General features: G+C 67.6%; 20 protein-coding genes. 17 read left to right on the forward strand and 3 right to left on the reverse strand.

Annotation, left to right across the window (positions count from 1 at the left end; all coding sequences use genetic code 11):
• Nucleotides 1-180: 180 nt before the first annotated feature.
• The 11 genes from ACNA0R_RS12355 (at nt 181) to ACNA0R_RS12405 (ending at nt 10,089) form a co-directional block, all read left to right on the forward strand.
• Nucleotides 181-1,152, forward strand: a complete 972-nt coding sequence (locus tag ACNA0R_RS12355; protein ID WP_415826295.1) for an agmatinase — start codon at nt 181-183, stop codon at nt 1,150-1,152.
• 43 nt (nt 1,153-1,195) lie between these two features.
• Nucleotides 1,196-1,609 (forward strand): RidA family protein, encoded by a 414-nt coding sequence (locus ACNA0R_RS12360; protein WP_415826296.1) that lies wholly within the window; start codon nt 1,196-1,198, stop codon nt 1,607-1,609.
• Between the two features lie 139 nt (nt 1,610-1,748).
• Complete coding sequence (locus tag ACNA0R_RS12365; protein WP_415826297.1) at nt 1,749-2,534, forward strand: transporter substrate-binding domain-containing protein; 786 nt, start codon at nt 1,749-1,751, stop codon at nt 2,532-2,534.
• A 1-nt stretch (nt 2,535) separates the two neighbouring features.
• A complete protein-coding gene (locus ACNA0R_RS12370) occupies nt 2,536-4,008 on the forward strand; it encodes an MmgE/PrpD family protein (RefSeq protein ID WP_415826298.1) in 1,473 nt (490 codons plus the stop codon).
• A gap of 11 nt (nt 4,009-4,019) precedes the next feature.
• Nucleotides 4,020-4,694 (forward strand): amino acid ABC transporter permease, encoded by a 675-nt coding sequence (locus tag ACNA0R_RS12375; protein ID WP_415826299.1) that lies wholly within the window; start codon nt 4,020-4,022, stop codon nt 4,692-4,694.
• Nucleotides 4,691-5,341, forward strand: coding sequence for an amino acid ABC transporter permease (locus tag ACNA0R_RS12380; protein WP_415826300.1), 651 nt, complete (start codon nt 4,691-4,693; stop codon nt 5,339-5,341). Before ACNA0R_RS12375 ends, ACNA0R_RS12380 begins: the two co-directional genes overlap by 4 nt.
• Nucleotides 5,342-5,350: 9 nt before the next feature.
• Nucleotides 5,351-6,106 (forward strand): amino acid ABC transporter ATP-binding protein, encoded by a 756-nt coding sequence (locus tag ACNA0R_RS12385; protein WP_415826301.1) that lies wholly within the window; start codon nt 5,351-5,353, stop codon nt 6,104-6,106.
• 117 nt (nt 6,107-6,223) lie between these two features.
• Nucleotides 6,224-7,024, forward strand: coding sequence for a GntR family transcriptional regulator (locus ACNA0R_RS12390; RefSeq protein ID WP_415826302.1), 801 nt, complete (start codon nt 6,224-6,226; stop codon nt 7,022-7,024).
• Nucleotide 7,025: 1 nt separating this feature from the next.
• Nucleotides 7,026-7,772, forward strand: coding sequence for a ribonuclease activity regulator RraA (locus ACNA0R_RS12395; RefSeq protein ID WP_415826406.1), 747 nt, complete (start codon nt 7,026-7,028; stop codon nt 7,770-7,772).
• 164 nt (nt 7,773-7,936) lie between these two features.
• The gene (locus tag ACNA0R_RS12400) at nt 7,937-9,028 is read left to right on the forward strand and encodes an Ldh family oxidoreductase (protein ID WP_415826303.1); all 1,092 of its coding nucleotides are present in this window, start codon (nt 7,937-7,939) and stop codon (nt 9,026-9,028) included.
• A 44-nt stretch (nt 9,029-9,072) separates the two neighbouring features.
• Nucleotides 9,073-10,089, forward strand: coding sequence for a Bug family tripartite tricarboxylate transporter substrate binding protein (locus tag ACNA0R_RS12405; RefSeq protein ID WP_415826304.1), 1,017 nt, complete (start codon nt 9,073-9,075; stop codon nt 10,087-10,089).
• On the opposite strand, the gene ACNA0R_RS12410 is transcribed toward ACNA0R_RS12405, so the two are convergent.
• A complete protein-coding gene (locus ACNA0R_RS12410; RefSeq protein ID WP_415826305.1) occupies nt 10,090-11,004 on the reverse strand; it encodes a LysR family transcriptional regulator in 915 nt (304 codons plus the stop codon). It abuts the gene before it with no gap.
• 143 nt (nt 11,005-11,147) lie between these two features.
• Here ACNA0R_RS12410 and ACNA0R_RS12415 point away from each other — a divergent pair, with 143 nt between their 5' ends.
• From ACNA0R_RS12415 to ACNA0R_RS12425, 3 genes are all read left to right on the forward strand, one after another.
• The gene (locus ACNA0R_RS12415) at nt 11,148-12,611 is read left to right on the forward strand and encodes an MFS transporter (protein ID WP_415826306.1); all 1,464 of its coding nucleotides are present in this window, start codon (nt 11,148-11,150) and stop codon (nt 12,609-12,611) included.
• A gap of 63 nt (nt 12,612-12,674) precedes the next feature.
• The gene (locus ACNA0R_RS12420) at nt 12,675-13,127 is read left to right on the forward strand and encodes an I78 family peptidase inhibitor (RefSeq protein WP_415826307.1); all 453 of its coding nucleotides are present in this window, start codon (nt 12,675-12,677) and stop codon (nt 13,125-13,127) included.
• A gap of 71 nt (nt 13,128-13,198) precedes the next feature.
• Nucleotides 13,199-14,044 carry an aldo/keto reductase gene (locus ACNA0R_RS12425; protein ID WP_415826308.1) on the forward strand — a complete coding sequence of 282 codons (846 nt, stop codon included), beginning with the start codon at nt 13,199-13,201 and terminating at the stop codon, nt 14,042-14,044.
• A gap of 23 nt (nt 14,045-14,067) precedes the next feature.
• On the opposite strand, the gene yddG is transcribed toward ACNA0R_RS12425, so the two are convergent.
• A complete protein-coding gene (gene yddG / locus ACNA0R_RS12430; RefSeq protein WP_415826309.1) occupies nt 14,068-14,961 on the reverse strand; it encodes an aromatic amino acid exporter YddG in 894 nt (297 codons plus the stop codon).
• A 213-nt stretch (nt 14,962-15,174) separates the two neighbouring features.
• Here yddG and ACNA0R_RS12435 point away from each other — a divergent pair, with 213 nt between their 5' ends.
• Nucleotides 15,175-15,864, forward strand: a complete 690-nt coding sequence (locus ACNA0R_RS12435) for a 2OG-Fe(II) oxygenase (RefSeq protein WP_415826407.1) — start codon at nt 15,175-15,177, stop codon at nt 15,862-15,864.
• Between the two features lie 108 nt (nt 15,865-15,972).
• Complete coding sequence (gene umoC / locus ACNA0R_RS12440) at nt 15,973-16,407, forward strand: UmoC family flagellar biogenesis regulator (protein ID WP_415826310.1); 435 nt, start codon at nt 15,973-15,975, stop codon at nt 16,405-16,407.
• Nucleotides 16,408-16,434: 27 nt separating this feature from the next.
• Here the strand turns inward: umoC and ACNA0R_RS12445 are convergent, their stop codons facing one another.
• Nucleotides 16,435-17,331, reverse strand: coding sequence for a LysR substrate-binding domain-containing protein (locus ACNA0R_RS12445; RefSeq protein ID WP_415826311.1), 897 nt, complete (start codon nt 17,329-17,331; stop codon nt 16,435-16,437).
• 136 nt (nt 17,332-17,467) lie between these two features.
• Here ACNA0R_RS12445 and ACNA0R_RS12450 point away from each other — a divergent pair, with 136 nt between their 5' ends.
• Nucleotides 17,468-21,943, forward strand: coding sequence for an Lhr family helicase (locus ACNA0R_RS12450; protein WP_415826312.1), 4,476 nt, complete (start codon nt 17,468-17,470; stop codon nt 21,941-21,943).
• The last annotated feature ends 149 nt before the right edge of the window (nt 21,944-22,092 follow it).

The raw sequence follows: 22,092 nt of genomic DNA on the forward strand, positions 1-22,092 counted from the left end.
GCGTGGCACCGCGGGAAAACCCGGGCGCCATCTCGCCAGGGAGCGCGGGAAAACCCGGTGACAAGTTTCGTTTTTCAAGACTAGGGACGCAAAAATATCATTTTCCGGGTCCTGGTATCGCTTCGTAAAGTAGCCGCCATGCAAACCTCGACGCCGCCTCAGCGGACGATCAACCCGACCATGGCTACTTCTCCTCTTACCGTCCCGCCCAAGACCGGCCACAAGACCCTGCTGTATTCCGAACTGGTCACCGAACTGGAAGGCCTGCGCGCCGACATCGCCGTGCTCGGCATGCCTTTCGGAGCGCCCTATACGCCGCAGGCCTTCAGCAATGACCAGACGCGCGCCCCCCAGGCGATCCGCGAGGTCACCGACCGCATGGTGCGAGCCCCCGAACATTACGACTTCGACATCGACGGGCCGCTGCTGCAGGGACGGACCGATATCCGTTTCGTGGATTGCGGCGACGTCATGCCGGACATCCACGTGCCCGGCGAGCATTACCGCCGCTGCGAGCTGGCGGTGCGCCATATCCTGCGCGGCGGCGGCCTGCCCATCGTCCTGGGCGGCGACCACGCCATCACCAACCCCGTGCTGCGCGGCTACGAAGAACTGGGCAAGGAGATCACGCTGGTACACATCGACGCGCATCTGGACTGGCGCGACGAAGTCAACGGCGTGCGCGACGGCCTGTCCAGCCCGATCCGGCGCGCTTCGGAGCTGCCCTACGTCGGCAAGATCGTCCAGATCGGCCTGCGCGCCCAGGGCAGCGGCCGTCCCGCCGACTATGAAGCCGCCAAGGCCTATGGCGCCGACCTGATCAGCGCCTACGAACTGCACGATATCGGCATGGACGCCGTGCTGCAACGCATACCGGACGGCGGCAATTACTACCTGTCCATCGATGCGGATGGCATGGACCCGACCATCATGCCCGCCGTCGACGGCCCCGCGCCGGGCGGCGTCACCTTCCTGCAGGCCCGCAAGCTGATACACGGGCTGGTCCGCAAGGGCCGCGTGGTCGGCATGGACATCGTCGAGATCCAGCCCGCCAAGGACACGCCCACGCGGCTGACCTGCGTGACCGCCGGCCGGCTGATCGTCAACCTGATCGGCAGCACCATCCGGGCCGGCTATTTCGACCGCGCCTGAGACCGCCGCTTTCCTTGATTCCACCCACCACGCACGCACGACCATGGCACACACACGCATACGCAAGTTCAACACCCGCGAAACCTACCCGGAGCAGAAGATCGACAACGATCTTTGCCAGGCCGTCGTGGCCCGCGGCACCACGGTCTTCCTGCGCGGCCAGATCGGCCAGAACCTGGACACGTCCGAATGCGTCAGCATCGGCGACGTGGCCGGCCAGGCCGAGCAGGCCATGCGAAATATCGATATGCTCCTGAAGGAAGCCGGCAGCAAGCTCGATCACATCTGCAAGCTGACCATCTATATTTCCGACCCGCGTTATCGCGAAGCCGTTTACAACGTGGTCGGCAAATGGCTGAAAGGCGTGTTCCCCGTGTCCACCGGACTGGTCATCAGCGCCTTCGCCCGCACCGAGTATCTGGTCGAGATCGACGCCACCGCCGTCATTCCCGACTGAACACACAGAGGGGCATCAGCCCCCACCCAGGACCCTCAAGGGGAAGCCGAGGAGTCACATCGCAGCGCCGCGACGCCCGCATGAGCCGGGTGCCCGGCCAATGGGACTTTGAACGGCAATATTGACCAAGGACGTCGACATGCGACTCAAACAATGGATACTCGGGGCTTTGACCATCATCTCGTGCGCGCTGACGCTCAGCGCCCACGCCGCCGATCTGCTCGATGACATCGTGCAGCGCGGGACCATCCGCGTGGCGGTACCCACCGACTACCCGCCGTTCGGCTTTGTCGGACCCGACATGAAGCCGCAGGGCCTGGATGTGGACATGGCCGGGCTCATCGCCAGCAAGCTGGGCGTGAAGCTGGAGCTCGTTCCCGTCACGGCGCCGAACCGCGTGCCCTATCTGCAGACCGGCAAGACCGACCTGACGATCTCCTCGCTGGGCAAGACGGCGGAGCGCGCGCAGGTGATCGACTTCAGCATCGCCTACGCGCCTTTCTTCGACGCCATCTTCGGCGCCAAGGGAAACCCGGCCAAGACCTATGACGACCTGGCCGGCAAGACCATCGCCGTGACCCGCGGCTCCATGCAGGACCAGGAGCTGCAGCAACTGGCCCCCAAGGCGGTCGTGCATCGCTACGAAGACAACAACAGCACCATTGCCGCCTTCATGTCGGGACAGGCCGAGTTGTTCGCCAGCGGCACGCCGGTGGCGGCGGCGCTCACGCAACGCAATCCCAGCCTGGATATGGCGCTGAAAGTGGTGCTGGCCAATTCGCCTTGCTATATCGGGGTGCGCAAGGACCAGCCCAAGCTGCTCGCCAAGGTCAACGACATCATCCGCGAGGCCAAGCGCGACGGCAAGCTGGATGAAATGTCCAAGCGCTGGATGGGCGCGCCGGCGGGCGATCTGCCCGAATAAGGTGGGAAGCAACACCTTGGCGGCGCCGGCAGGGGCCGGCCTGCGCATGGCGCAATGGGTGGGCGAGCTGTCGCCTGAGCACATACCGGACGCCGTCCGCCAGGCGGCGGTGTCCTGCATCCTCGATACCGTGGGCGTGGCGGTGGCCGGCAGCATCACACCGCCGGCCATGGCCGCCCTGTCGCTGTGCGCGACCGGCCCTGGCGCCCGCAGCACGGTACTGGCGGCCACGGTCCGCCGCCCGCCGCAAAGCGGGCTGCCGCCGCGCAAGCCGGAAGACGCCCTTGCCACGCCGCAGCAGGCGGCCTTCGCCAATGCCACGGCGGCCCACGCGCTGGACTTCGACGACAACTGCTACGCCGGTTTCGTGCACGGCTCGGCGGTTATCGTGCCGGCGGCGCTGGCCTGCGCGCAGGCGACCGGCGCGAATGGCGCTCAGGCAGTCACCGCCCTGGTCGCCGGGGCCGAATGCGAATATGCAGTGGGTGCCGCAACGCGCGGCCTGCTCTACGACCAGGGCTGGTGGACGACAGGCGTGCTGGGCCCCATCGGCGCCGCCATGGCCGCTTGCAAGCTGCTGGATCTGGACGCCCCGCGCATCGCCCACGCACTGGCGTTGGCCGTCGGCATGGCGGCCGGCACCAAATCCTGTTTCGGTTCGGACGCCAAGCCCTTGATGGCCGGCAAGGCGGCGGAAGCCGGCGTGCAGGCGGCCTTACTGGCGCGGGCCGGCGCGAGCGGACCCGCCGACCCGTTCGGCCACGATTACGGCTTCGCGGCGCGCTACAACCAGGGTGTGCTGGACACCGCCGCCCTGGAGATGCCAGGCGACAGGTGGTACTTGCTGGATCCCGGCCTGGACGTCAAGCGCATTCCCGTATGCCTGTCCTCCCATGCCGCCGTCGATGCGCTACGTGATCTGATGGCGCGCCACGGCCTGGGAGCGGACGACGTCGCCTCGGTGCTTTGCGACGTGCCGCCCGTCGTGGCGGCCAATCTTTGCCACGGCATGCCGGACAGCCCCGCGCAGGCCCGCTTCAGTATGCCCTACGCCATCGCCATGACCTTGCTGGAACCGGATTGGGGCCTGGGCGCGCTGACGCCGCGGCAACTCGCGCGAACCGATCTGCGTGACGCGATGCGCAGGGTACGGATGCGGACAGGGCCATCCTGGAACGATGCGTCGCGGCGCCGCGACGCGCCGGAAGGCGCCATCGTCTACGTCGAGCTCAAAGACGGCACGGTGCTGCAAGGCAGCCGCGACAAGGCGATCGGCGGCCCCGGCGATCCCATGTCCCAGGCCCAGGCGACGCGCAAATTCCAGGACTGCACCGCCCCCGTCATCGGCGAGCCTGCCGCCGCGCGCCTGCTGTCGCAGTTGCGCGCCTTGGATGGGCCGATGCCGGTACAGGCGCTGTTCGACACCCTGGCATCAGCTTCTTCCGCCTCTACGGTCGGTGCGCGGCACGAATAAAGGAAATCCTTATGCTCGATTTTTCCGGCGTGCTCGCCGCCTGGCCCGTCTTCCTGGAGGGACTGGCGATCACCGCCCTGCTCACCGTGATCTCATGCACGCTAGGCACGCTGGTCGGCATCGCCTGCGCGTGGTGCCGGGTGCAAGGCCCCCGCGGCGCCCGGCTGGCCGTCGCCTGTTACGTGGAGTTCTTCCGCAATACGCCTTTCATCGTGCAGATCTTCTTTATCTACTTCGGCCTGCCCGCGATCGGCCTGCGCTTCGCCAGCTTTCCCGCCGCCATCCTGGCGCTGACCATCAACCTGGGCGCGTATGCCTGCGAAATCATACGCGCCGGCATCGAGGCCACGCCGCAGGGGCAGCATGAAGCCGCGCAGTGCCTGGGCCTGGGCCGCTGGCACACGTTCACGCGCGTGGTGCTGCCGCCGGCGCTCTCGCGCGTGTGGCCCGCCGTCACCAGCCAACTGGTCATCATCATGCTGGCCACCGCCGTCTGCAGCCTGATTTCCACCGCCGAACTTTCCTATGTGACGAATCGCATCGCCGCCCAGACCTTCCGCCAGTTCGAGTCGTACATCGTGGTGACGGTGCTTTACCTGGCGCTTTCCATCTGCTTCCGGCGCCTGCTGCAATGGCTGGGACCACGCTTTCTCTTTGGCTGCGCGCCGGTGGGAGCCAGCCGATGATCACATTCTCCACATGGGATATCCTGCGCAACCTGCTGTTGTCGCTGCCCTGGACGCTGGCCCTGTCGGCCATCGCCTTCGCCGGCGGGGGGCTGGTCGGCCTGCTATTGCTGATGCTGCGCCTGGGACGGCCCCGCCTGTTCGAACGGCCGGTCGCCGCCTACGTGCAGGTCTTCCAGGGCACGCCCCTGCTGATGCAGTTGTTCCTGGTGTACTTCGGCCTGGCCCTGGCGGGTGTCGAAACTTCGCCCATGACGGCGGCGATCCTGTGCTTCACCCTGTACGCCAGCGCCTACCTGACCGAGACCTGGCGCGGCTGCGTGGAGTCCATACCCAAGGGGCAATGGGAAGCCTCCGCCAGCCTGGCCCTGAGCTTCCGCCAGCAGTTGCGGCACGTTATTTTTCCGCAGGCGCTGCGCCTGTCGGTGCCGCCCACCGTGGGCCTGGTGGTGCAGATCATCAAGAACACCTCGCTGGCCTCGGTCGTCGGCTTCGTGGAACTCACGCGCACCGGCCAGATGATCGCCAACGTCACCTTCCAGCCCTTTACCGTCTACGGGCTGGTTGCCCTGTTCTATTTCGCGCTGTGCTTTCCCTGCTCGCTGCTGGGCTCGTGGGTGGAGCGGCGCATGCGCATCAGGAATTGAGGACAACACATGAGAACATCCGGCGAGCCCGTGCCGCTGGTCGACATCCGCGGCCTGCACAAGCGCTTCGGCGACAACGAAGTCCTGAAGGGCGTGGACCTGCAGGTCGCGCGCAGCGAAGTAATCTGCATCATCGGCAAGAGCGGCTCGGGCAAGAGCACGCTGCTGCGTTGTATCAACGGCCTGGAGTCCTTCGACCAGGGCCGCATCGTGGTGGGCGGACAGCCGGTGCAGGCATCCGATGCCGCCGCCCTGCGCGAGCTGCGCCAGAAGGTCGGCATGATCTTCCAGCAGTTCAATCTTTTTCCGTCCATGACCGCGGGCGAAAACATCATGCTGGCGCCCCGGCTTGTGCATGGCCGTTCGCGCCAGGAATGCCAGGAACGGGCGCGCCTGCTCCTGGCGCGCGTCGGCCTGGAAGGCAAGTTCGACGCCGCGCCCCATCAACTGTCCGGCGGCCAGCAGCAGCGGGTGGCCATCGCGCGCGCGCTGGCGATGGATCCGGAAGTGCTGCTGTGCGACGAGATGACTTCGGCGCTGGACCCCGAGCTGGTCGGCGAGGTGCTGCAGGTTATCGAGCAACTGGCCCGCGACGGCGCCACGCTGATCATCGTCACCCACGAAATGGCATTCGCGCGCAAGGTCAGCGACCGCGTGGTTTTCATGCACCATGGGCGCGTGCATGAAACGGGCACGCCGCGGGAGATCTTCGAAGCGCCTCGTACGGCGGAGCTGCGCAGCTTTTTGTCGTTCCCTGCCCGCTGAAATTCTTCCGCGGCCCAAGGCAGGCGGCGCCATCCGGCGCCAGCGGCCCAGGGCGGCTGGACAAATTCGCCGCAACAGCCATATACTTGTATACAAGCATACAAGGCCTGTCCAGACATGAGCAAAATCCTTATCCAATCCACACGCAAGCGGCCCACGGTGGCGAGCGGCGTGCGGGAATACCTGCGCCGGCAGATCATCGAAGGCAGCCTGCTGCCCGGAGAGGCGCTGTCGGAAAACGAGCTGGCCGCGCAGCTCGGCGTCAGCCGCACGCCCATACGCGAAGCCATCATCAAACTGGAGGAAGAAGGACTGGTGACGGTCTATCCCCAGTACGGCACCTTCGTCGCCCCCATACGCGTAAGCGACGTCTATGACGGCCAGTTCGTACGGGAGTCCCTGGAATGCGCCGCCCTGGTGAAAGCCGTGGAGATGATGGACCCGCGCGATACGCCAGCTTTGCAGGCCGCGCTGTCGATCCAGAAGCGTTCGCGGACCGGCGATCCGGCGCCCTTCTTCGAGGCGGACGAAGTTTTTCATTCGTTGTTCATGAAGATCGCCGGGCACGAACGTGCATGGCATGTGGTCGAGGCGGCGAAGGCCCAGCACGATCGCGTGCGGCGCCTGAACGTCCATAACCCGCTAAAACGCGAATCCGTGCTCCAGGAACACGCGGCCATCCTCGACTGCGTGCTGCGGCGCGATGCGCAGGGCGCCGTGGAAACCATGAAGCAGCACCTGCGCGGCGTCTTCAAGTCAGTCGAAGCGGTGATGGAACAGCATCCCGAATACTTCGAGACGGTGGACCGCCCCATGCCTTTGCCTTCGCGCCCCGCTGGCGGACGCGAAAAATCGCCACCGGCCGACGTCATGGTCCGTGCCGGCACCCAAAAACACAAAAGGAAACTGGATGACTAGTATGTCCGTGCTGACCGAGGAAAACCGGGCCAGCCTGCTGCGTGCCAGCACCGCCACGCTCACCACGGCACTGTTCAAGCGTGGCCTGCGCAACACCGCGATCCAGGGGGTCCTGCCCCTGAACCGCGCCGCCGCGCGCGTCGTGGGGATGGCCTACACGCTGCGCTACATCCCGGCGCGGGAAGACCTGGACCACATCGGCGTGTTCCAGGATCGCACGCATCCCCAGCGCCGCGCCGTGGAGGAAATCCCGCCGGGACATGTCCTGGTGATCGATTCCCGCAAGGATCCGCGCGCCGCGTCGGCCGGCGGCATCCTGATCACCCGCATGATGATGCGCGGCGCGGCCGGCATCGTTTCGGACGGCGGTTTCCGCGACTGCCCCGACCTGGAGCAACTGGATTTCCCGGTCTATTGCGCCCGCCCCTCCGCGCCCACTAACCTGATACATCACCATGCGGTGGATATCAACATGCCGATTTCCTGCGGCGATGTGCCCGTGTATCCCGGCGACGTCATCGTCGGCGACGGTGAAGGCGTAGTGGTGATCCCGGCGGCCATCGCGAATGAAATCGCCGCCGAGGCCGCGGCCATGACGGACTTCGAAGACTGGGTCGAGGCCCGCGTGCGTGAAGGCCGCAGCACCTTCGGGCTGTACCCGCCGGACGAGGCCACGCGCGCCGAATACGAACGGTGGCGCGCCTCGGCCGCGGCCATCCACGCACCGGCGGCTTCAGCCGCAAGCTGAGGAACGCGCGGAACAAGCGCCCGTTCCTCAGCCGGCCCGCATGCCGCGCCGGGCGTTTTTCCAATATCCGATTTTTCAACTCCTGCCACCCGCGCGGGCCGATGCCGCTCGCCTGGCGTCAGGCTGGGCGCCGCGCCAGCAGCGCCACAACCAGACCGAAAACCATGGAATTCACTCCCGTTCCCGCCGAATCCGCCCACAGGCAGATAGTCCTGATCGCCCGCGCCTGGGGCATGTCCGAAGCCGATGCCGGCATCACCGCCGACGTTCTCGTCGATGCCGACCTGAAAGGCATCGACTCGCACGGCATTTCGATGTTGATCTTCTACGACCAGATATTCCGCGCGGGGCAAATGCGCATGGATGCGCAGCCACGCATCGTGCGGCAGACAGCCAGCACCGCGCTGATCGACGGCGCGGCCGCAATGGGCCATCCCACCGCCCGGATGGCCATGGAGCTGGCCATCCGAAAATGCCAGGCTGCCGATATCGGCGCGGTTTCGGTCTTCAATAGCCAGCACTTCGGCGCCGCCGGCTACTACGCGGAGATGGCCGCGCGCCAGGGATTGATCGCCATGGTGTCGTGCTCGACCCGCCTGGCCACCGTGGTGCCCACCCGTGGTGTCGAGCCCATGCTGGGCACCAACCCTTTCGCTTTCGCCACGCCCGCGGGCCGGCATGAGCCGGTCATCCTGGACATGGCGACCAGCGTGGTGGCGTCCAACAAGGTGAAGGTATATGCGCTGCAAGGCAAGCCGCTGCCGCCCGGCTGGGCCTTGGCGCCGGACGGGACGCCGCTGACCGACTCGGCGCTGGCCTATCGCCTGCTTTTCGACAAGCAGGGCGGCGGCCTGGCGCCACTGGGCGGCCATGGCACGGAGCTGGGAGGCCACAAGGGCTATGGCCTGAGCCTGTTCGCGCAACTGCTGGGCAGCACCTTGGGCGGCGGATCGTTTTCGCCCATCCGCAATCGCGACCAGCGTCCCGGCGAACCCGACAACATCGGCCATTTCTTCCTGGTGCTGAACCCCGCCGCGTTCCGGCCGCTGGACGACTACACCCAGGATGTGGACGCGGTGATCGACGCGCTGACGCAATCACGTCCCGCCGATCCGGCCCTGCCCGTATTGGTGCCCGGCGATCCCGAACGGGCCACGCATGCGCAACGCGCCCGCGCGGGCATTCCGCTGCCGGCGACCTTGATGGAAAGGCTGCGCGAAATCGCCGACAGCGCCGGCGCCGCCTTCGTACTGTAGGCGCCGCGCCTCCGGCTTACCCAATTCATCCAAAGGAGACACTCATGCCACTTCGCTTTTCCGACAACGTCCTCTTGGCCATGCCGCAACGCCGTCGCGTGCTCGCGGGCCTGGCCGCCGGCCTGGCGCTGGGCTCGACCGGCGCCGCGCCGGCCCTGGCCGCGCCGCACGACTATCCGGCCAAGCCGATCACCATTGTCGTGCCCTTCCCCGCCGGCGGCGCATCGGACATCCTGGCGCGCTTGATCGGGCAGAAACTGAGCGAGCGATGGAAGCAGAGCGTCGTGGTGGAGAACCGCCCAGGGGCCAGCGGCAACATCGGCGCCGCGCACGTGGCACGGTCGCGGCCCGATGGCTACACCCTTGCCTTCATGGACCTGACCACGCTGGCGATCTCGCCCAGTTTCACCAAACTCAGCTACACGCCCACCAAGGACCTTGCGCCCGTATCGATGGTGACCTTCTCGCCGCATCTGCTGGTGGTGCGGAAGGACTTGCCCGTGAACAATGTCGGCGAGCTGCTCGCCTATGCCAAGGAACACCCCGGGCGCCTGAGCTTCGGCGCCACGCCCGGCACCATCACGCAGTTGGCCGGCGTCCTGCTGGCCCAGAAGGCCGGCATTTCGTGGACCTACATCGGCTACAAGGGCGGCGCGCAAGTTACGACCGACCTGGTGGGCGGGCACATCGATGTCATCATGAACAGCGTGCTGGGTACCTATGCGCTGGTGGACAGCCAGCAGGTCAAGATGCTGGCCGTGGCCAGCGCCAAGCCCTTCTACATGTATCCGGGCACGCCCACCATCGCGCAGACCATTCCCGATTTCGTCACCGGTACGTGGCAGGGCCTGCTGGCACCCGCGGGCACGCCCAAGGCCATCGTCCAACAGCTTCATGACGAGGTCGCGCTGATCCTGAAAGAGCCGGACGTCATGGCCCGGCTGCGCGAGCTGGGCTGCGAGCCCCTGAACGAAACGCCCGAACATTTCGGCCAATGGCTGCGGGAGCAGACCGTCTATTGGGCCGGCGTCATCAAGGAAAACAACGTCAAGGCGGACTGATCACGGCGCCAGGCCGTCATCCCAATACGGCTGCTCACCGAAGTACTCGCCCAGGAAACCGACGAACAGGCGCATGCTGTGCGCCATCGTCGGATTGGGCAGGTAGGCGGCGTACAAGCCGCGGTCGGGCAGCCGGTATTCCGGCAGCACGCGCACCAACTGGCCGCTGCGCAGCGCGTCGCCGGCGGCGAAGGTGGGGACCACGCCTATGCCCAGATTGCCCAGCGCGGCGTGCAATACCGCATCGGCGCTGTTGGCCTTGAAGTTGCCCTTGGGCCGCACCGCATGCACGCCGCCCGGGCCGCTGAACGACCATTCGCCCTTGCTGTTCAGGAAATACACCAGGCAGTTGTGCGCCGCCAGCTCGGCCGGCGTGCGCGGCGCGGGATGCCGCGCCAGATAGGCCGGACTGGCGCAGGCGACCCAGCGCACCGGCCCCAGGCGCCGTGCCACCAGCGAGATCAGCAAGGGCTCATCGGCCTGGCGTATGACTACATCGGCCCCGGCGGTCACCAGATCGGGAAACCGCTGGCTCAGGTCCAAGTCGATGGAGACGTCGGGATATTGCTCCAGGAAGCGGGTGATGGCGGGCACCAGATGACGGCGGCCGAAAGCCATGGCGGAGCTGACGCGGATCAGCCCGCCCGGCGAACTGCGGAATTGTTCGATCTCGTGACGCGCGTCCTCGGCATGCGCGACCAGTTGCCGGCACCGTTCGTAGAACAGCGCGCCAGCCGTCGTCAGGCCGATCTTGCGGGTGGTGCGATGCAACAGCTTCACGCCCAGCGCATGTTCCAGATCGGCGACATGCTTGCTGGCCAGGGCCTTGGAAATGCCGAGCTTTTCCGCCGCCCGCGAAAAGCTTTTTTCCTCCGCGATCACCGAAAAGGTCAGAAACTCATTCAGATCTAGCATCGGGCGTCTGGGCCGCGGCGCGGCGGCGTGTCTCCATTGGTATCTGTCACAAGGATTTTGACACGTCCGCGAGGGGCTTCCCGCCCTCACACTCGGACGAACGTCAATCCCGGGCATCAGCCCAGCCATCCGCCCGCCGGCTCATGAGCGTCATCCAGAGCGACATCCCTGCCCGCCTCGACCGCCTGCCCTGGTCCCCCTGGCATACCCGCGTGGTGCTCGCGCTGGGCGTGGCATGGGTGCTGGACGGTCTGGAGGTCACCCTGGTCGGTTCGCTGGGCAGCATACTGGAACGACCGGACACGCTGGGACTGGACGCCATCCAGGTGGGCTGGTCGGGGTCGCTGTACATCGCCGGCGCCGTGGTGGGCGCGCTCGTCTTCGGCCGCCTGGCCGATCGCCTGGGCCGCAAGCGGCTTTTCCTGATGACGCTGGCCCTGTACATGGCGGCTACGCTGCTCACCGCCTTTTCCACGAATTTCGCGTTCTTCGCGATCTGCCGCTTCGCCACCGGGCTGGGGATCGGCGGCGAATACGCCGCCATCAATTCCGCCATCGACGAACTGATTCCCGCGCGCGTGCGCGGACGGGTCAGCCTGGCCATCAATGGCAGCTTCTGGATCGGCGCCGCGTTGGGCGCCGCGGTCAGCCTGGCCTTGCTCGACGCGCGCGTGCTCGGGCCTGAATACGGCTGGCGCGTCGGGTTCGCCCTGGGCGCCGTGCTGGCGCTGTCCATCCTGCTGGTGCGGCGTCACGTTCCCGAAAGCCCGCGCTGGCTGCTGTCCCATGGCCGCGAAGAAGAAGCCCGCCGCATCATCGAGGCCATCGAAGCGGAAGTGACCGCCGTCAAAGGCCCCCTGCCCGCGGTATCGGGCGTGGTCACCTTCGCCCGCCAGGCGGCGCCGACGCTGCGCCAGGTGGGGCAGGTGCTGACGCGGCGCTACCGGCTGCGCAGCGTGGTGGCCTTGTCCATGATGGTGTCGCAGGCCTTTTTCTATAACGCCATCTTCTTCACCTACTCGCTGGTGCTGACCCGCTTCATGGATGTGCCGCAGGGACAGGTGGCGCTGTACATCTTTCCCTTCGCGGCGGGCAACGTGCTGGGGCCGCTGCTGCTGGGACCGCTGTTCGATCATGTGGGCCGGCGGCGGATGATCGCGGTGACCTATGTTTCCGCCGGCGTGGCATTGGCGTTGACCGGCTGGGCCTTCACGGCCGGCCTGCTGAACGCCTTCACGCTGGCGCTGTGCTGGTCGGCGGTGTTCTTCCTGGCATCGGCGGCCGCCAGCTCGGCCTACCTGACCGTCAGCGAGGTCTTCCCGCTGGAGACCCGCGCCTTGGCAATTTCGATTTTCTACGCGCTCGGCACCGGCGCCGGCGGCTTCGTCGGGCCGGTGCTCTTCGGTACGCTGATAGAGAGCGGCAGCCGTCCGGCGGTGGGGATCGGTTATGCGATCGCCGCGCTGCTGGTTATCGGGGCCGGCCTGCTGGCGCTGCGGCACGGCGTGGACGCCGAGCGCAAGCCGCTGGAAGAAGTCGCCACGCCGCTGGGCGTCGAACACGCGCCGCCGCGCGCCGCGGCGCAACCCGTGCGCACTGAACTATGATGTACGGGTTCGCCCGCGCGAACGTTTCTACACGGACTATCAACGCAGTCTTTAGGGGTACGCATGATCCGTAAGCTCATCCCGCTCGTTCTCGTCGCCAGCCTGGCCGCCTGCGCCAATACCGGCCGGCAGGCCTCATCCACCGACGGGGACAGCACGACCTCCTCCACGTCTTCCAGTTCCATGGACAGTTCCAGCGGCGCCACGGGCAGCGGCGGCTATGGCGGGTCGGGCGGATCTTCGGGCGGCGCCTATGACGGGTCTTCGTATGGCGGCGCCGGGGGCGGCTACAGCCCGTCGTTCTCCTCCGGCCAGGACTGCGACGCCCAGCCTGTACAGAACCTGATCGGCACCAAGCTCACGCCCTCCGTCGAGGCCCAGATCCGCCAGGCGTCCACGTCCAGCAAGACCCGCGTGCTGAAGCCTGGCGAAGTCATGACGATGGAGTACGACCCCAAGCGCATCAACCTTATCCTCGACCAGCAGGGCGCGCTGACCGCGCTGCGCTGCGGCTGATCCACGGCGGCCGCGGGCGGATCGGTCCGCCCCGTCCGGCCGGCAAGGGGATCATGACGAAGGAGCCAGCCATGACCGCTACGCGCCGCACCATCACCTTCCCGGACGGGCACACCGTCCCGGCCCTGGGCCAGGGCACCTGGTTCATGGGGGAATCGCAGACTCGCGCCAAAGCCGAAGTCCACGCGCTGCAGGCCGGCATCGACGCCGGCCTGACGCTGATCGACACGGCGGAGATGTATGCCAACGGCGCCGCGGAGGAGATCGTGGGCCGCGCCATCCAGGGCCGGCGGGATCAGGTCTTCCTGGTCAGCAAGGTCCTGCCGGGCAATGCGTCGCGCCGCGGCGTGGCGCGCGCCTGCGAGGCCAGCCTGCGTCGCCTGGGCACGGATCGCATCGATCTCTATCTGCTGCATTGGCGCGGGCCGCATCCCTTGGAAGAGACCGTGCAGGCCTTCGAAGAATTGGTCGGCCAGGGCAAGATCGCCCGCTGGGGCGTCAGCAATCTGGACAGCGATGAAATGCACGAGCTGGCCGCCCTGCCCCAGGGCGACCGTGTGCAGACCGACCAGGTCCTGTACAACCTGGGCAGGCGCGGCATCGAGTTCGATCTGCTGCCATGGTGCCAGTCGCGGGGCATACCCGTCATGGCGTACTCGCCGATCGAACAAGGGCGGCTGCTGCACGATCCGACGCTCAAGCGGGTCGGCGAACGCCACGGCATTACCGCCGCGGCCGCGGCCCTGGCCTGGGTGCTGCGCCAACCCGGCGTCATGGCCATACCGAAGACGGGCTCGCAGGAGCATCTGAAGGAAAACCTGGCCTGCCTGGACGTCGCGCTGACCGAGAAGGACCTGGCCGAACTGGATCAGGCGTTTCCGCCGCCCAAGCGGAAACGCCCGCTGGAGATGCTGTAGGCGGGTTAGCGCGCGACAGCCACCTAGCCTCGCGCCGCGCGTCGTCCGCCGAACGTCGCCACCATCGAGCCGCCGATGATCAGCAGCGCCGCCAGCAGCAGCGTCAGCGTGGCCGGCGTTTCCCCGGTAATCACGAGCAGCAGCGTCGACAGCAAAGGCGCCAGGTACGACAAGGGCCCCAGCAAGGCCAGGTGGCCATGCTTGGTGGCGTAATCCCATGCCAGGAAAGCCAGCCCGGTCGGCCCCAGGCCGAGCAATACGATCGCGCCCCATTGCGCGCCACTGACCGGTACCGTCGTCTCCAGCGCGGCATGGCAGGCGGCGCCGCCCAGCGCCACCAGCCCGCACACGCCCACCATCATGCTGCTGGGCGCATTGGCATAGCGGCGATTCAATACCGAGTACCCGGACCAGATCAGCGCGCAGCCGAACGCCGCCGCGATGCCGGCGACCGGCCACACGGCATCATCGGCGCCTGGACGTTGCAACGCGATCAAGGCGGTGCCGGCCAAGCCCAGCACGGCGCCGACGACATGCCGCGCGTGCAAGCGCCCGCCGGGCGCGAGCGCGGAGAACACCACGATGAGCAAAGGCCAGAGATAAGCGATCAAGCTGGCCTGTGCTGCCGGCGCATGCGATAGCGCATAGAAATACAGCGCGTGATAGGAGAAGATGCCGCCCACGCTCAGCAGCCACGGCCGCAAGGGCTGGCGCATTTCGGCCAGTGCCGCGCGGCCCCGCGGCAACAGTACGCAAACACCGCCCACGAAGGCCACGCCGAAGCTCAGCGTCAGCAGCTGGAACGGCGGCAGGCCGCCCGCGCGTACCGTCAGCAGCGCCAGGGCCGCCCACAACAGAATCGCCACCACGCCGAAGGCGGTGGCCCGGGCTGCCCGCGTCGTGCTCGGCGCCGTCATATCGTTTGCTCCATTCTGCTTCGCGCCTCCCGCGGCGCGGGAAACGATGGCCAAAACCGTCGAGCATAACGAAAAACCGGCGTGCTCGCGCAACATCCGGAGTGCCAACCGCGCAAGGCGCGTCTAGACTGGCAACTCCTTCCAGCCATTACCGCCCAAACGGCAAGGTCAGCCTTGTTTTCTTCCGCGCCCTGCGATACCGAACCTGCCGGCCTGGATGCGCAGCCATGGTCGGCCCTGGACGAACCCTTGGATGCCCAGGGCTGGGCGCTGCTCCCGGGCCTGCTGTCCGCGGCCCAGTGCGATGCGCTGGCCGCGCTTTACGATGAACAGGCCCGCTTTCGCAGCCGTATCGTGATGAGCCGTCATGGCTTCGGTCGCGGCGAATACCAGTATTTCGGTTATCCGCTGCCCGGCCTGATCCAGGCCCTGCGCGAACAGGCGTACACGCACCTGGCGCCCATCGCCAATCGGTGGAATGCGGCGATGGGCAACGATGTGCGCTATCCGCCCACGCACGCGGGCTTTCTGCGCCGGTGCCACCAGGCCGGCCAGACCCGCCCTACCCCATTGCTGCTGCGCTACGAGCCCGGCGACTACAACTGCCTGCATCAGGATTTGTATGGCGAACATGTCTTTCCGCTGCAGATCGCGATCCTGCTTTCGCGGCCGGGACGAGACTATACCGGTGGGGAATTCGTGCTGACCGAACAGCGTCCGCGCATGCAGTCGCGGGTCGAGGTCGTGCCCTTGAACCAAGGCGACGCCGTGATCTTCGCCGTGAACGAGCGGCCTGTACAAGGCACGCGCGGCGTCTATCGCGTCAAGCTGCGCCATGGCGTCAGCCGTGTACGCGAAGGCCGACGGCATGTCGCGGGCGTAATCTTTCACGACGCGACGTAACGCCCCCTGCTAGGACTCAACGTTCATTCAATGCCGCCCGACACCGGCGGCGCCGACCATGCCTACAATCGTCCGCACGTTTTATCTCGTGCTCGAAAGGAGTAGGCAATGCAAACAACAACCCTGCGCACCGTTATCGGCGGTGTGGCGGCATGCGCGGCGATGCTATGCGCCGCATCGGGCGCCCATGCGGCGGAGCCGGTGACGTCGTCCAGCGTCCTCAATACCTGCGCGAGCTCCGTAGCCGATCAGCCCCGCACGGCGGTGCGGGGGTGCCTGAACACCGGGCTGAAGGAGGCCCAGGAACAAATGGCGGCCGCCTATGCACAGGTCGAATCCGGCCTCAAGCAGATCGATTCCGCCTCCACGCCGGAAGCGCTGCACACGCTGAAGCATTCGCAGGACGGCTTCAAAAGCTTCCTGCACAAAGAATGCAAGCGCCAGGGCGCGGCAATGATGGGCGGCACGGGCGCCGGCGATATGGAAGTCGCCTGCCAGGTCGCGCTCACCAGGTGGCGTACCGCGCAACTGCTGCAGAAGTAGGCATCGCGGCGGGCAGACGCGCGCCCATCAATCGCCCTGCGCGCGCATCTGCTCCGCGACGTAATCCAGGAAGCACGCGATGCGGGACGCCAACTGCGTATTCCTGTAGTACACGGCATGTACCGGCTGGCGCAGTTCCACCGTGTCGCGGGCCAGTACCTGCACCAGATCGCCGCGCCGGCGGTCTTCGCGCGTCATGAAATCCGCCAGGCAGACCAGGCCCTGTCCCGCCAGCGCCAGCTGCCGCAAGGTCTCACCGCTGGACGCCGACAGCGTGGGCGTGATGGGCAGGGACGTCTCCCCTTCATGCCGCAGCGGCCAATGGTTCAGCGTTTCGGGCTGCGTAAAGCCCAGCAGGCTGTGCCGCGCGAGGTCGGCCGGGCCGCGCGGCTTGCCGCGCTCTTTCAAATACGCGGGACTGGCCAGTATCCGCAAGGCGTTGCTGCCCAGCGACCGCGCGTGTAGCGTCGAATCGCGCAAAGGGCCGATGCGGATGGCGATGTCCGTGCGCTGTTCCAGCAGGTCGATGATCTGGTCGCTGGTATGCAGCTCCAGCGTGATTTCCGGATAACGCTCGCGGAAGCCGCCGACCAGCGGCACCACCACGTGCAGCATGAAAGGCGAGGCGGCATTGACGCGCAACAGGCCCGCGGGGACCTGGCGCCGCACCGCCATCTGCTCTTCCATCGCGTCCACGGACTCGATGATGCGGCGGGCATCGTCCAGGAATAGCTGGCCTTCCTGCGTCAGCGCCAGGCGGCGGGTCGTGCGCTGCAAGAGCGTGGTGTCCAGCTTGCGTTCCAGCCGGCCCAACGCGCGGCTGATGGCGGACACCGTCTGCCCGAGCTGGGCCGATGCCGCGGTAATGGAGCCGGTGTCCACCACGGCGATGAAGGTCTGCATTTCGTCCAGGGTCGTCTTCATGACGGGATGTTAGCCGGACAAGGGATCCACGGCGTGGCGGATCGCGCCCCCCGTACCGCCGCCTTCCCGCGGCGCCGCATCGATCCCGCGTCCGGCCCCGGTTGACTTCCCGTTTCACGCCCCGATATAAGAGGGCATGACCGACGTCCGTGCCGGCGCCGATGCGCTGGACGCCTTCCATCCCGCTGTTGCCACCTGGTTCCGTCACGCTTTTCCGTCGCCGACCCCGGCGCAGGAAGCCGCGTGGCCGCTGATCCGCGAGCGCCGCCCGGTGCTAATCGCGGCGCCGACCGGCTCCGGCAAGACCCTGACCGCCTTCCTGGCCGCGATCGACGAACTGGTGCGCGACAGTATCGCGGCCGGCGGCGCGCTGCCCGACGCAACCACCGTGGTCTACGTCTCGCCGCTGAAGGCGCTCTCCAACGACATCCAGGTGAACCTGGAAGCGCCGCTGGCCGGCATCGGCCAGGCGCTGCGGCAACTGGGCCTGCCGGATCACGGCATACGCACGGCAGTCCGCACCGGCGACACCACGCAGCAGGATCGCGCCGCCATGCGCAAGCGGCCGCCCCACATCATCGTCACGACGCCCGAATCGCTGTACGTGCTGCTGACCTCCACCAGCGGCCGGGCGATGCTCGCCACGACCCGCACGGTGATCGTCGACGAAATCCACGCGGTGGCCGGCACCAAGCGCGGCAGCCATCTGGCGCTCAGCCTGGCGCGCCTGGATGCGCTATGCCCGACGCCGCCGGCGCGCATCGGCCTGTCCGCCACGCAAAAACCGCTGGACGCGGTCGCGCGCTTCCTGGCTGGCACGGACCGGGCGCGGGATTGCGCCATCGTGGACATCGGTCACACGCGCCAGCGCGACCTGGCGATCGAGCTGCCGCCCGTGCCGCTGGAGGCGGTCATGGCCATCGACGTGTGGGAATTGCTGTACGACCGCATGGCGGCGCTGGCCGCGGAGCATCGCACGACGCTGGTGTTCGTCAACACGCGCCGCACGGCGGAACGCGCGGCGCGCCACCTGGCCGAACGCCTGGGCGCGGACGCGGTGGCGGCGCATCACGGCAGCCTGTCCAAGGAGCATCGCCTGCACGCCGAACAGCGCTTGAAGCGCGGCCAGCTGCGAGTGCTGGTGGCGACGGCGTCGCTGGAGCTGGGCATCGATATCGGCGACGTCGACCTGGTCTGCCAGGTGGGATCGCCGCGTGGCATCGCGGCCTTGCTGCAGCGCGTGGGCCGCGCGGGACACCATGTGGGCGGCATCCCCAAGGGCCGGCTTTTTCCGACGTCGCGCGACGATCTGATCGAATGCGCGGCGCTGCTGGATTGCGTGCGGCGCGGCGAGCTGGACCTGCTGCATATTCCGCGCGCACCGCTGGATGTGCTGGCGCAGCAGATCGTTGCCGACGTCTCGTGTCGTGAATGGCAGGAAGACGCCTTGTTCGACATGGTGCGCCAGGCGGCGCCCTACGCCGAGTTGCCGCGCGAGCGCTTCGACGCCGTGCTGCGCATGCTGACCAACGGCCATCAGGGCCGCAATGGGCAGCGCGGCGCCTACCTGCACCGTGATGCGGTCGCGCATACCGTGCGCGGCCGGCGGGGCAGCCAGCTCACCGCCGTCACGTCCGGCGGCGCCATCCCGGAGAACGCCGATTACGCGGTGGTGCTGGAACCGCAGGGGTTGAACATCGGCACGGTGAACGAGGATTTCGCCGTCGAAAGCCTGGCCGGCGATGTGTTCCAGCTCGGGAATACGTCGTACCGAATCCTCCGCGTGGAGACCGGGCGGGTGCGCGTGGAAGACGCGCACGGCGTGCCGCCGAATATTCCATTCTGGATGGGCGAGGCGCCCGGGCGCAGCGATGAACTGTCGGCCGGCGTCGCGCGGCTGCGGGCGCGGGTGAATGATCTTCTCGAACATGGCCCGGCGGCGGAAACCGGGGATGCGGCGCCACCGCCGACGTCCGAAACAGGCGCCGACGCGCCGCGGCATGCGTCGGCAACCTTGGCCGCGGAGATCGGCATCGACCTCGCCTCGGCCCGGCAGATCGTCGAATACCTGGCCCGCGCGCGTGCCTCGCTGGGCGAACTGCCCACCCAGGACACCTTGATCCTGGAACGCTTCTTCGACGAATCCGGCGGCATGCAGCTGGTGCTGCACGCGCCCTTCGGCAGCCGTGTCAATCGCGCCTGGGGCCTGGCGCTGCGCAAGCGCTTCTGCCGCCGCTTCAATTTCGAACTGCAGGCCGCCGCCACGGAAGACGCCATCGTGCTGTCGCTGTCGGACGCGCACAGCTTTCCGCTCGACGAGGTCTGGACCTATCTGCGTTCGGCCACGGCCGAACAGGTGCTGATCCAGGCCCTGCTGGACGCCCCGCTATTCAATGTGCGATGGCGCTGGGCGGCGGGTTTCGCGCTGGCGCTGCCGCGCTTTTCCGGCGGACGCAAGGTGGCGCCGCCCATCCAGCGCATGCGCAGCGACGATCTGCTGGCCTCCGTTTTCCCGGACCAGGCGGCCTGCCTGGAGAACATCCAGGGGGAACGCGAAGTGCCGGACCATCCGCTGGTCGCGCAGGCGCTGGACGATTGCCTGCACGAAGCGATGGACACCGAACAATGGCTATCCATCCTGAAGCGCATCGAGGAAGGCGGGTGCCGGCTGCTGGCCCGCGATCTGCCGGCGCCCTCGCCGCTGGCGATGGAGATCCTCAGCGCGAAACCCTACGCCTTCCTGGACGACGCGCCGCTGGAGGAGCGCCGCGCGCATGCCGTCATGGCGCGGCGCTGGACCGATCCCGCCAGCGTGGACGACCTGGGGGCGCTGGACGCCGACGCCATCCGGCGCGTACGTGAAGAGGCTTGGCCGGAACCGCGCGACATCGACGAAATGCACGAGGCGCTGAACGAGCTGGCGTTCATCACGGCCTGCGAGGCGGATGCGCGCGAGCACTGGAATGCGTGGCTGCGGTCCCTGGCGGCGTCCGGACGCGCCTGCCGCCTGCGCGTACGGGCGGCAGGCGCGCTGCCTCCCCGGCCAGACGAGACGGCGACGGTGTTCTGGGTGGCGCTGGAACGGCTGGGCGCCCTGTTGGCCGCCTATTCCGATGCAGTGCATGAACCCGCGCTGGCGCCGCTGGCCGACGACACGAACTGGGACGTGGACAAGGCCCGCGTGGAGATCGCCCGCGCCCGCCTGGCTACCAGCGGCCCGATCACCACGGATGCGCTGGCCACGCTGATGCGCGTTCCCGCATCCGAAGCCGCCATCATCCTGGCCCGGCTCGAAACCGAAGGCAGCATCATGCGTGGCCGCTTCACGCCGGGAGCGAGCACCGAAGAATGGTGCGAACGCCACCTGCTCGCCCGCATCCACCGCTACACCATCAAGCGCCTGCGCAGCGAAGTGGAGCCCGTCTCGCGGCAGGACTTCATGCGCTTCCTGTTCGACTGGCAACACCTGTCCGCCGACACACGCCTGAGCGGTCCCCATGCCCTGCCCACCGTCCTCGACCAGCTGGAAGGCTATGAAGCGCCCGCCGGCGCCTGGGAAAGCGAGCTGCTGTCCGCCCGCATCACCGACTATGCGCCGGACTGGCTGGACGAACTGTCCCGCGCCGGCAAGATTGCCTGGACCCGCTTGTCCCATCCCGTGCGCGCCGCCGGCAGCCGCCCGGGCGCCGGACCGGTGCGCGCCACGCCGATGGTGATCCTGCCGCGGCGCCAGCTGCGCCTGTGGCAGGCGCTGCCGCACCTGGACGGCCCGATCGACGTTACCCCGCGCGCGCGGCTGGCGCTGTCGGCACTGCTGGACGGCGGCGCCATGTTTTTCGACGAACTGCTGGCGGAAACGCGCCTGCTGCCCAGCCAGCTGGAAGAAGTGCTGGGCGAACTGGTGGCGGCCGGCCTGATCGCCGCCGACAGCTACGCCGGCCTGCGCGCCCTGCTTGTGCCGGCCGCCAAGCGCACCGCCCACGCCGCCCGCCGCCGGCGCGGCGCCATGCCCGACCCGCTGGAAGCCGCCGGCCGCTGGGCCCCCGTGCGGCGTCCCGCCGAAACCGTGACTGCCGCCGTCGCGGACGCGGCCGGCGGCGCCAGGCCCGGCCGCCGCCCGGCCATCCCGGCTGACACGCTCGAACACATCGCACGTGTGCTTCTGCGCCGCTACGGCGTGGTTTTCTGGCGCCTGCTGGACCGCGAAGCCGCCTGGCTGCCCCCATGGCGCGAATGGCTGCCCGTTCTGCACCGCATGGAAGCCCGCGGCGAAATTCGTGGCGGTCGCTTCGTCGACGGCCTGGCCGGCGAACAATTCGCCCTGCCCGAGGCCATTCCCCTGCTGCGCCAGGTCCGCCGCCGCCCCCTGGAGGGCGCCCTGGTACGGATCTCCGCGGTCGACCCGCTGAACCTCTGCGGCACCCTGCTGCCCGGCGAAAAAGTCCCCGCTTTGGCCGGCAACCGCATCCTGTTCCGCGACGGCCTGCCCATCGCCAGCTGGATCGCCAGAAAGCCCATCTATGACCCCGCCCTGGAAGGGCCCGAACGCGAGCGCCTGCTCCGCGTGCTGATCGCCGGGGAAACCTACAGCGCCGAAGCGGAAGAAGCCTGACCGCCCACGGGGAAGTATCAGCAATTCTCATCGATCTTGATACTTCTCAAATTCCGTAAGAACTGTTGAGAACTGCGGCTTAGCCGCCACGCCGTTTTCAGACATTCAACGGGGTGCGGCCCACTCCACGCTGCGTACCGGCGCGCGGA

It is taken from the genome of Bordetella sputigena (assembly GCF_965137885.1).
Classification (GTDB): domain Bacteria; phylum Pseudomonadota; class Gammaproteobacteria; order Burkholderiales; family Burkholderiaceae_B; genus Bordetella_C; species Bordetella_C sputigena.